General features: G+C 38.1%; 10 protein-coding genes. 3 read left to right on the top strand and 7 right to left on the bottom strand.

The genetic code is table 11. The features are described from left to right. Positions 1-89: 89 nt before the first annotated feature. On the bottom strand, positions 90-965 hold the full coding sequence (locus tag OR571_RS05465; RefSeq protein WP_282241873.1) for a LysR family transcriptional regulator: 876 nt from the start codon (positions 963-965) through the stop codon (positions 90-92). 230 nt (positions 966-1,195) lie between these two features. Between OR571_RS05465 and OR571_RS05460 the strand changes: the two genes are divergently transcribed. Further along, complete coding sequence (locus OR571_RS05460) at positions 1,196-1,786, top strand: ankyrin repeat domain-containing protein (protein ID WP_282242065.1); 591 nt, start codon at positions 1,196-1,198, stop codon at positions 1,784-1,786. 291 nt (positions 1,787-2,077) lie between these two features. On the opposite strand, the gene OR571_RS05455 is transcribed toward OR571_RS05460, so the two are convergent. Both OR571_RS05455 and OR571_RS05450 read right to left on the bottom strand, forming a co-directional pair. Then, a complete protein-coding gene (locus OR571_RS05455) occupies positions 2,078-3,286 on the bottom strand; it encodes a hypothetical protein (RefSeq protein WP_282241872.1) in 1,209 nt (402 codons plus the stop codon). 267 nt (positions 3,287-3,553) lie between these two features. Further along, positions 3,554-5,740 (bottom strand): YhgE/Pip domain-containing protein, encoded by a 2,187-nt coding sequence (locus OR571_RS05450; protein ID WP_282241869.1) that lies wholly within the window; start codon positions 5,738-5,740, stop codon positions 3,554-3,556. Positions 5,741-5,841: 101 nt separating this feature from the next. Between OR571_RS05450 and OR571_RS05445 the strand changes: the two genes are divergently transcribed. Then, a complete protein-coding gene (locus OR571_RS05445) occupies positions 5,842-5,997 on the top strand; it encodes a hypothetical protein (RefSeq protein WP_282241865.1) in 156 nt (51 codons plus the stop codon). A 165-nt stretch (positions 5,998-6,162) separates the two neighbouring features. Continuing rightward, positions 6,163-7,536 carry a YfcC family protein gene (locus OR571_RS05440; protein ID WP_282242064.1) on the top strand — a complete coding sequence of 458 codons (1,374 nt, stop codon included), beginning with the start codon at positions 6,163-6,165 and terminating at the stop codon, positions 7,534-7,536. Positions 7,537-7,724: 188 nt separating this feature from the next. On the opposite strand, the gene OR571_RS05435 is transcribed toward OR571_RS05440, so the two are convergent. From OR571_RS05435 to OR571_RS05420, 4 genes are all read right to left on the bottom strand, one after another. Continuing rightward, positions 7,725-8,387, bottom strand: a complete 663-nt coding sequence (locus OR571_RS05435) for a LytR/AlgR family response regulator transcription factor (RefSeq protein WP_282241863.1) — start codon at positions 8,385-8,387, stop codon at positions 7,725-7,727. Between the two features lie 16 nt (positions 8,388-8,403). Continuing rightward, a complete protein-coding gene (locus tag OR571_RS05430; protein WP_282241861.1) occupies positions 8,404-10,125 on the bottom strand; it encodes a LytS/YhcK type 5TM receptor domain-containing protein in 1,722 nt (573 codons plus the stop codon). 311 nt (positions 10,126-10,436) lie between these two features. Beyond that, positions 10,437-10,598, bottom strand: coding sequence for a hypothetical protein (locus OR571_RS05425; RefSeq protein WP_282241859.1), 162 nt, complete (start codon positions 10,596-10,598; stop codon positions 10,437-10,439). A gap of 433 nt (positions 10,599-11,031) precedes the next feature. Beyond that, a complete protein-coding gene (locus OR571_RS05420; RefSeq protein WP_282241857.1) occupies positions 11,032-11,436 on the bottom strand; it encodes a MerR family transcriptional regulator in 405 nt (134 codons plus the stop codon). Positions 11,437-11,589: the final 153 nt, after the last annotated feature.

The following is an 11,589-nucleotide window of genomic DNA, read 5'->3' as shown; positions in this document are numbered from 1 at the left end:
CCAATTTCTTTATTTATTAAGGAAAAATTGGGTTTTTACTTTGTCATTTTCCTAGTTGGATATGCAAAATAAAACCTAAAGTGATTACTTTATACAATTTGAATCATCTCTATAAAATTTTGAGCAGCCTTGGATAAATTATGATCTTTGAGCCATATTATTCCAACTGGTCCAGTCAACTTGGTTGTGCTTGATATCCGATAAGCATTTACCGGATACCCTCGAAATCGTTGAAGTAAGGTTTCTGGAACAATAGATGCAGCAAAGTCAGCTGTGACTAGATCCATCAAAAGACTAATATCAGAACACTCTCCAACAATATTAGGTTGTAATTTGAAACGGGAAAACGCTTCTAAAATCAAGTAATGCACACCTAGTCCCTCTGTACTTGGAAAGAGGAGAGGGTGATGTTGAATATCAGTAAGTGAGATTTCTTCATCAAATGATGGATGTTCCTTAGACGTGACAAAGTAAAATGGCTCGTTACATAAATGAAGTACCGAAAAATCGTCTAGATTTAGTGGCATGCGGATAATTGCTAATTCCACCATTCGGTCCCTGACTAATTGGCAAAGGTGGGAAGATTCATTTTGTTGAATTTTATATGTTATATTTGGGAATTGTTTTCGAAATTGCTCAAGAATATGAGGCAATCGGTTAACAGAAAAAGTGTTCACTCCAATAGTGAGCCTTCCATTTAAGCCTTTACCAACTTCCATTACTTCTGTTTTGGTTTCCTCCATCAATTGGGTTATTTGTAAAGCATTTTTGTATAGAGCATTTCCTGCCTCTGTCAGTTCTAAATATTTTCCACTTCTCTCCACTAATGTTGAACCGAGTTCCTTCTCCATAGCTTTCAGTTGCTGGCTTAATGGTGGTTGGGACATATGAAGTCTTTTAGCAGCAGCAGAAATCTTCCTTTCTTCTACAATTGCAATAAAATAGCGTAGTTGCTTAATATCCATCATTAACATCCTTCCATTCTATATACGATAAATATTAGTAAAGCAAATTTTATTAATATTTTTCATATAGGTATTACAATGATAACATGTTTATAAAGGAGGTGCAGGCTATTATGAAGCTGAAAGGGATTTGTTTAAGTTTTCTCGTAGTTATGCTTACCGCATGTAGCACGACTCCAGACTCAGAAGAAGGTTCAACTATTAAATTAGAAAAAAAGGGGGAAACTAATGTGGAACAACAGTTAATTGCTGCAGCAACAGAAGGAGACATAGAAACCGTTTTAGAATTATTAGAAGGCGGAGCCGATATTAATGCGACAAATAATCAGGGAGATACGGCTGTAATGGCTGCAACGCAAAAAAATAATGTAGATACTGTTAAGACACTTATCGAACACGGGGCAGATATAGATATCCGCAATAACAATATGGATAATGTGCTTTTATATTCTGGAGCAGAAGGTTTGCTAGAAATCGTGAAGCTTGCTGTTCAAGCAGGAGCTGATACAACAATCACAAATCGTTTTGGTGGAACTGCGCTCATTCCAGCTTCAGATCGGGGACATGTGGATATTGTGGAGGAGCTTTTAACTAACTCTGACACGGACGTCAACCACCTTAACAACTTACATTGGACTGCATTATTGGAAGCAGTCATTTTGGGGGATGGAAGGGAAAATTATCAAGAAATCGTACAATTATTAGTTGATCATGGCGCTGATCTCAATATTAGTGATAGAGATGGGGTTACCCCATTAGAACATGCAGAAAGACGTGGATTTAAAGAAATTGAACGTATTTTGAAAGAAGCTGGTGCATAATCATCATATTTGAGCATTAAAAAAGTGGTGACTAAAAAATTGGTATTTGAAGAACTAGTTGCTTTCACGAGTAATCTGGTTGCTCTTAGCCATTTACTGGATGCACACAAAGAATAGGCGGAATTAGTGAAGATGGGCTTTTTGGAGACGTTTGAAAATAGTACTTGGAAAAGAATAGGTTCAAAAAATACAGTTACATTTTCTTCAAAATGTAACTGTATTTTTTCGCGTCTGAAAACTAATTTACTCTCGGCTCTTGTAACCCAAATAGAAGCAAACAAACCACTACTATTACCAATCTTCATGCACTCGAAAGATTATATTACAAGTCGCATTTCCCGAAAGACTCGTAACAGCTAAAGTAACTGGAGTTGTACCATTCAACACAGTGTCGACCGGAAAGCTTTGCTGTGCTGCATGTTGTCCTCCTTTAGCAAATCCGCTCATAAGTTTGATTCCAGTCGAGGTATTTATGGCAGTAGCAGAAACATCAGATTGACTACAAGTTTCGGATGAAGGGGTATCGCTTATATTTCCAAAGGAAGCCCCGGTAAGTGTAGAACCATATCTTAATTGCCATCTTAAATCGTTGCTTGCAAGAATATCGAAGCTGCTGATTTGTACATTGACCGAGTTATTTCGATTGGAGCCGTCAGGGAAAATGGCTTTTCGTCGGAAGCTGATCGTTGGAACAAAGGCACCGGCTCCTACTGTCATATTTAACCGGCTTTCGGAGGTGATTCTATTCGTTGGTACAGTTGGACCGAGAACAGCATAATACCTTCCTCGAACTATTGTGGAAAAGGAACCGCCTGATCCTCCATTTTCGGCACGTACACGAATGACTTGGTTTGGATCAGAAAGTAAAGTTAAGTTAGTGCCTTGGGTTTGTCGATGGCAGACGACGATTTGTTGGAAATTTAAAGAGTTCACAAATACAATACGGAACTCAATGATTCCGTACTCGTATCCAAATCGTATTTGGAACATTTTCCCCGCCGTTGTATCAAGTGTAAGTTTACTTGGCCCAGAACCATTAAGCTTATCCTCATTCCATGACGATTGATAAACCTTGAATATTTCGACTCCATTGTTAAGGATCCCGATAAAAATGCCTGCAGAGTCTTGACCGAAATAGGCTCCATTACTTCCATCAAAATATCCCCAAGTTGCTTTTTGAGTCCCAGTTGGAGCAACCGGTATACGGATAGAAACACCGGCCTCGAATGAATTTCCAGGAAATAGCTTTCCGCGTTCTGCCGTATCTAAAATCGCTGAAGTATTTGGAGTTGTCGATGTTGATACTTGATAGAATCCTTGTGTGTTGGTAACTGTTCCACCCCCTACGGTAGAAATGACATCTCTTAATGCCGAAATACCATAGTTAGATGTATAGTTAAAAAGTGGAGTTGCTTCAGCGGTTTGTAAACGATCAAACATGGAATTTAATGTTGGGGAAATCCCTGTTAAATTAATCGTGGGCCAAATGAAATCTGTCACAAGTTATGCCTCCTAGCTAAGAAATAAGTTCATTAACATGTATATTCCATTACGAACTATTAAAGAATCAATGTATTTCTTGTAAAAACTGCTCGGGGTGCGACCTCTAACTGTATTCATACTTTTCAGCACACATATTTAAAAACCTTCTAATTCAACTGGTGAATTAGAAGGTTTTTGCTAACAAAGTTTGTACTAATCTGGTTTATTACTAATGTACTGAAGGTGTCCTCAAGGTTACGAAATTCTTTAATGTGACTACAAACTTCAATGAAACAATCCAGATTCTCGCGACTTTTTAAGCATTAGTTTTGTTTTTCGGTTTATCTTTTCTTTTAAGAAGGTGCCGAATAGTAAAAATACTAAGCTGAAGAGCAACAGGAAGGAAGCATCTCGTATTGCTCTTTGCCAAACGATCCCTCCTACAGCTTCTCGCATAAGATCTACTGCATACGTAAAAGGGAGTGCAGGGTTAATCGTTTGAAAAAATTCTGGTAAAAGAACGACTGGATAGGTTCCGCCTGCCCCTGCAATCTGCAGGACTAGCATAATAATGGCCAGCGCTTTTCCTACATCGCCAAATACGGAAACGAGCGTGTAAACAATGGACATGAAAACGAAACTAATAATAAATCCAAATAATATAAACCATAAAGAATCTTTGACATCCACACCTAATAGAACAATGTCGCCTATTGTTACTATCAATGCTTGGAGTAGACCAATGGCTGTGAAAGTAAACAATCTACCGAAATATACACTACGTGCACTTACATTCATTTCATGATTGGCATCTGTAGCAAGAAGTGATATAAGCAGCAAACAACCGACCCAGATAGCAAGAACTGTATAAAAAGGAGTCATGCCTGTTCCATAGTTTGCGATAGGGAAGAGTTTGTTTTCATTCAAGACGATTGGCTCTTCGAAGAAGCTACGTTCCGCTTGTGGATCATTGCGGAGTAACTGGATTATTTCAGTGATATTCGTTTCCCCTTGAACTTTTCGTATCCTATCTGCTAACTGGTTCACTTTATCATGTATATATGGGTATTGTGCCAATGCTTGATCTAGTGTTGTTTTTCCTTCTTTAATATGGGCATCTGCGCTATTTAGAGTACTTGCGACTTCCGGTAAAGTTGACTGTATACTGGTCAGCATTTCTTTCGCATTTCCTAGCGTCTTTTTTGCTTTGGCTACTTCGGAAAGAACAGTTGGTTCAATCGTGTTTTTGTATTCGTTTATAAAGGCATCCAATTGGACGGATGTATTCTGAGCTATTTGTTGTAGATCATTCAATGTTGTTTGGAATTGTTGTTCTTTATCTTTTACAAGTGTATCGATGGTTCGGGTATTTGTTTGCGCTTCTTTTAAAAAAGCTTTTAGTTCGTTCGTTTTATCAATGGCATCATCTAGCTTTGTTTGTTCTTCGTTGTTTGCTTCCGCACCTGAGTCGTTTGAGCTATTAGATACTTCCTTTAACCAATTAAGGTCCTTACTAATCGCGTCGACTGTTTGGATATTGGAGGTCATCTTGTTGTCGAGATCCTCTTTTACTCGGTCCAATTCTGTAAAATCCAGTTGGACATTTTGAACGCTTTGCAGAAATTCATTTGTATTGTTTGAAATCTTTGATACTTTTTCCAAATCATTCTCCACTTGAGGAGCCAGTTCATTTAAGCGATTTTGCGCTTTCGTCAAGAAATCTATCGTTCTTTCGATGGAACCCAAACCTTCAGTCGTTATTTGTTCGGCACGTGGTAACATGGAAGTAGCTTGAGTGATAATTTTCTGTGCGGAAGAGGCATCTTTTTGAGCACCGGTTAGCAAATTGTGAATGGCGGGCAAGTCTTGTTCCATTTTGAATACATAGTTTTCGAAGTTTTGAATATCTGGCAGGTCTCTTTCTATTTCAATCCCTAAATCATTAAAGAGGTCAAAAATGACTCCATTCACACTGGAGATGAATTGACTGCTAACTTTTTGAACAATAACCGTGGCACCTTTTTCCGTTATTTTGGGCGCAATGGAGTTTATTTTTTCATTTACATAGTATTCGATATCCGCCTTCTGAGGGTTATCCGAAACGACGGAAGCTAGCTTTTCGGAAAAGTTTTTAGGAATAATGATGACGGCAAAATAATCACCATATTCCACTTTTTCCATAGCCATTTTTCGAGAAGTAAAAGACCATTTCATGTCTTCATTATTTTTCAATGTATCAATCAGTTCATTTCCAACGTTTAGTTGTTCTCCCCGTACTTCTGCCCCTACATCCTCATTTACAACGGCAACAGGAAGCTGATCCGTTTGAGAATATGGATCCCAAGAAGCATAAATATTAAGCCATGCATATAAAGATGGCAGGAAAACTAGTCCTCCTATAAGAATGGCAGCCACCCAATTTTTACTTATATTTTGAATGTCCGTCTTGAAAATCTTCCAACTATTTTTCATAACTTGACCACCCTACTAAATTGAAGTTAATCGGTCCTAGATGGTGGTAGTATACCCTCAATAAATAGTGATTAACCTAAGTGGGGGGAAGAGGTATATTTTTGCCATTTTTAACTACAATCCGTAACGAATCTAAAACGTCTTTAATGAAAATGATATATGAAAATTATGTAGTTTATGTGAATTCAATCCCCAAAATTGTACTTTTCGTTACAAATGATGTACCTTTTGTTCTACATATGGACACTTGGTTATAAAAACAGCCGAGGCAATAATTCCCCGATTATAATGTGTTTTGTATCCCAAATTGTTTGCATTTATTTGGTCATATAATTCACATTTTCGGAGGGGTCATCGTGCGAAATACACAGCAGCTGAATAAAGAAGAACAGCAGCCAGAAAAGAAAAAGAAGAAATTTGAGATGCCGCATATCTATGTTATTTTATTTGTCTTTAGTGCGTTAGCGGCATTGACAACATATTTTATCCCAGCGGGGGAGTTTGAACGTGTACCAGGACCAGATGGCAGAACGACTATCGATCCGAATTCCTTTCAATATGTTGATCAGACACCAGTAGGTATTCAGGACTTTATAACGGTTATTCCTCGAGGATTGATTGATGCGGGAGAAGTTGTATTCTTCACGTTTATCATTGGTGGAATGTTTATGGTACTTAGACGTACGGGAATTATTGAAATTGCAGTTGATAAACTCGCAAGGAAATTTGCGCATAAAAGTATTATGCTCATCCCTGTTTTAACAACAGTATTCGCATTGATCGCAACATTGATTGGAACAGCTGAATTATCACTCGTTTATATTCCGGTAATTATGCCGCTAATTATTGCACTTGGCTACGATTCGATAACAGCTGCAGCCATTGCACTTTGTGGGACAGTTGTTGGATTTACAGCAGGAGTATTAAATCCGATTAACACAGGGCTTGGACAGAAGTTATCTGGACTGCCGGTTTTCTCAGGGCTTGGATTACGCTTAATCGTATTTATCATAGCGGTTACGGCAGCAGTTTTATTCATTATGCGATATGCAAAGAAAATCAAACAAAATCCGACGCATAGTTTTGTGTATGAAGATGATATGGAAAAACGTTCATTGTATAACAATGTGGGAAAAGCTGAAGCTATTCCTGCAACAGGAAGACAAAAGTGGGCAGCAATTGTAGCCCTAGTATTCTTTGCCATCCTTGTATACGGAGTTATTTCAAGAGGCTGGTTTATGGTTGAAATGGCAGGACTCTTTATCATTATGGGAATTGTCGTAGGGATCATTTCAGGTCTTAAAGTTGGCGATATTTGCGAAGCATTTAATCAAGGTTTTAAAGACGTCTTAATGGGGGCGTTCATCGTTGGACTGGCCCGTGCGGTCGCTGTTGTATTAGAGGACGGTAACATTATGGATACGATTGTCCATGCACTTGGTGCAGTCGTTGGTGATTTGCCGCCAGCATTAGCAGCAGTTGGTATGTATGTTGTGCAAGTACTTATTAACTTTGTTATTTCATCCGGTAGTGGACAAGCACTAGTAACAATGCCAATTATGGCACCGCTTGCAGACATGGTTGGAGTGACAAGACAAACTGCTGTTCTTGCTTATCAGCTTGGAGATGGGTTTACACATATTTTCTACCCGACAAGCGGATATTTCATGGCAGCTTTAGCGATTGCAGGTGTGAAGTGGCAAACGTGGATTCGTTTCTTCTATCCATTATTCCTAATATGGGCTGGAATTTCTATTGTAGTACTTGTCATTGCCCAGTTAATTGGCTGGTCATAATAATTGTAAAAAATAGCATCCATGCATATGGGTGCTATTTTTTATAGTGTGTTACTGGAAGTAGGTTAATCAAATATTGATTAGCCTACTTCTCGTTTTTGGCAAAGTAAAAGTCGCTCATTTAAATCCTAATTTTTGCATCACGTTTTTGGCGAAGGAGCGGCTGACGGGTACTTTTGAACCGTCTTTCAAAATAAATTATAAGCGCGGTTAAACCATGGTTCCATGGCAGTAACATACTTGACATTGACAATGTATCCTCGATGCACTTGCAAAAAGTCTTCACCAAGTTTTTCTATCAATTGATAAAGCAACAAATCCGATTCATATTTGTGCTGTGCGGTTTTAATAAAGGTTTGGCGGTTTTCTGTTCCGATATAGTAAATCTCATCTGCTTGAACAATAATCATTCTATCTCCGTCTTTTGCCGGAATTGTTTTTGTTCCTTGCGGCTGTGTACTTTTTTGCATTTGCTGATCACTATGGAGCTGAGCGTGTGTTAGTAATTTGTCTACGGTTTTACGCAGTCTTTTTTCATCAATCGGTTTGACAATGTAATCAACAGCATCGAGATTGAATGCCTCAAGCGCGTATTCATCGTAAGCAGTTGCAAATACGATCATTGGCTGCTTTTTCATATGTATAAATTGTTTCGCCAGTTCCAGTCCATTTCCTTTGGCAAGCTCGATATCCAGAAACACAACATCCGGTTGAAGATCATTAATATCCCATAGCGCCTCATGCATCGTTTCCGAATCACCGATAATTTCTATATCGCCTGTCTCGGTTAATAAATACTTTAATTCTTCTCGTGCAAATTGTTCATCCTCTACGATAAAAGCTTGTAGCATATCCATCTATCTCCTATTAAAAGTGTATCGGTAATGTGATAAAAATTGTTGTTCCTTGTCCCTGCTTACTTTCCATTTTAAATGTGGCGTCTTGGCTAAATAGGGCAGTTAAGCGCTCTTTAATATTGAATAGGGCAGATCCGCTACCGTTTTTCGTTGAATTGACAACACGCTGACCTAAATCCGCGAGCCTTTCCGACGGTACGCCAATTCCGTTATCTGTAACGGTTAATAGCAGTTTTGCTTCTTCTTGTTTAATATCAATGCGGATTTTTCCGATTCCGCCTAAGTCTTTTAATTCTCCATGTGTAATAGCATTTTCAACAAGCGGTTGCAGTAAGAAAGGTGGTATAAGCGCATTATTTAGATGGGATTGCATTTCAATTGTGAGCTCAAACTTATCCGGAAACCGGGCGTTTTCTAATGCGAAATAAGCATGGACATTTTCCAACTCTTTTTCCACACGAACAAGACGATTTGTAAGTCCTCTTAAATTGTTCCTTAAAAAGGTCGATAAATGGAGCAACAATTGTCGCGCTAGCAATGGATCCATGCGGCATAGTGCTACAATTGTATTTAAAGCGTTGAACAAAAAGTGCGGGTGAATCTGGGCATGAAGCGCTTTTACTTCAGCATCCTGCAACAAGTGATTATAACGTTCAACCTCGCCTAACTCCAATTGGCTAGAAAATAAATTACTGAGCCCTTCTGCCATTTCCCGATCTACCGATGTGACGTGAAATGGATGGTTAAAGTAAAATGTTAATGTCCCAATCGTTTTATCTTTAACGATTAATGGAAAAATAATAAACTCATACTCCGGGGAGTGGGCGCTTTCGATTTTACCGGTTTTAAATACGAGCTCTCTATATTTTATTTCCGATTGGCTGCTAGGTCCGCCAGTATGTGCAAGCTCCCTAATGCCCCGTGTGATTGCCACATCATCAACGTTTGTTAACTGCTGGATGATCTTGGTAGCTTTTCTTGCAGAGGATTCGTTTAATCCTTGGCGAAAAAGTGTCAGCGTCTGATTTGCAATCGAGAGTGCCGTTGCCGTTTGGCTGGCGCGTGTATGTTCCTCATCCTGAATAACGCTATTAAAAACGATTGCACAAATCCAGATTCCTATGCCATTAATGACGATAATAGGTACCCCAGTATAACTGATTAAATGAAAAGCGGTACTGTGCTGAGAAGCAATCAAAGGGATAAGCAGAATTTGAATGATAAGGATCAAAAGCCCGCTTAAAAACATTGGCAAAGGACGTATTAAGCCAAAGACTCGCAATTTCCGTCCAAACAGTCCTGCCAATCCACCACCAATAAGCGTAGCAATGAAAGTGGCATCTCCAATAAATCCACCCATTATTAAACGATGGCCACCTGCAATCAATGCCGATCCAAGCCCAACTACTGGACCGCCGACCAATCCACCTATGATGATGCCGATATTACGTGTATCTGCAATAGCATTGTCCATCTGAAGAGCAGGGTTCCACAAGCTGGAAATCATATGAGCTTCCGGATTGACAACTATAGCTGTATAATTTCCGATTACACCAAATAAACCAAAGAGTAGAATCATTATAAAGCTGTCTTTCATATTTAAATCTCGATAAATCATCTGTCTAAAAGTGCGCAGACGTGTTATGAGGAAAGCAATCGTGATGATTAGTGTCATTCTTGACAGCATTTGTGCAAGTAAATCCCACATGTCGGAATCCTCATTTCTTTTCAATTTATTAATCTTCCTGCATTAAAAGTATATCTTTCTTTTTGTCAACGCGTTGCTTTATATAGCGTGCCCCGAAATAATATGACAAGATTATCGTTACTTGGTCTCTAAGTTTATTTATAGTTTCCTATGAAGATTGCATTGTTCTTTATAGCGGTTAACCGTATCAATACTAAATTACCATTAATATAATATCAAATCCTAAACAGTTGGATGTAATTGTTTAAGAAGTGAAGAAGTCCTTATTACCAATAGTTTTTTGTCCAATTATTCAATAAGGACTATTCTTGCTAGGATCACTGAAATAAAGGCTGTTACTGTTTAAAAATTTGAATGTAATCTTTCGTTTTATTGACTATTCCTCCATTAAATTCAATCCACTTCTCTTTTTCTCGCTCTACCGCTCGATTTTGCCATTCAAACCAAATTAATGAGCATTCACTACAATGACTCTCGACACCACTATTATTTTGCATATCTCTACGTATAAATAAGGTCCTTTTCCGACAGCAGTAACAATAAATTATTTTGTCATCACTTTTTTTTATTATTATCATAATTTATCCCTCCAATATACACTAGTAATTGTCTATTGTTTGGAAATTTATTCTTTATTCTATAAATTGTTCTGTTAGTAAAATAGATATGGAGGTTAGCCATAGAAGGATAAAGAATTGGAGAAATAAGTGAAGATGGACAGGTGTTAGGCAATTTATGTTGATCGATTGATTTGTGACTGAAGTAGCTGGTTTTATTGATAAGCAGAAAAGAGAGTGAGGTTGGCTGGCCTTTCAATATGCCTTCAGACAAGGGGAAGTACCCCTGTGCAACTTAAATTTCAAGCGTCTCACTAAAGAAGTGCCTGTTTGTCCACAATCTAAAGGGATTATGGACAAGAAAATCCGCTAATTAAAAGCCCTCTATTTTATTGTTTTTATGAATTTCTTCCGTTCCAGCATCCAATGCGGTCTTGTAATAGTTGCATTTGTGTTCGATGAGTTCCATTGTTTTTTCAAGTTCTTCCATCTGTGCAAAAACAGTAGCTTTGCGTTCCATAAACAAGTCATATCGTTGTTGCAATGATGCATCCCCCTCCGAGCACCAATCAATGAAATTTTTAATCTCTTTAATAGGCATCCCTGTAGATTTTAGACATTCTATTACTTTTAAAGCATCTAGATCAGATTCTTTAAACATTCGTATCCCGTTAGGTGTTCTTTCTACAAAAGGAATTAGTCCTTCCTTGTCGTAGTAACGTAAAGTATATGCTGTGAGATTTAATTTTTTTGCAACTTCTCCGATAGAATATTTCATCGTTGTTTATCTCCTTTTTAAGTAGACTTAGAGCTAACTCTATGAATTGACATGATTCTATCATGTTAAATGCTGATTGTAAAAAGTACGACTCAACTGTTTTAAAGTTTTGATTTATGTTCTAAACTGATGCCTTGACTTAGAGTTAACTAT

The organism is Psychrobacillus sp. NEAU-3TGS (assembly GCF_029955155.1).
Taxonomy (GTDB): domain Bacteria; phylum Bacillota; class Bacilli; order Bacillales_A; family Planococcaceae; genus Psychrobacillus.
This window is presented reverse-complemented; position numbering and strand designations above follow the sequence as displayed.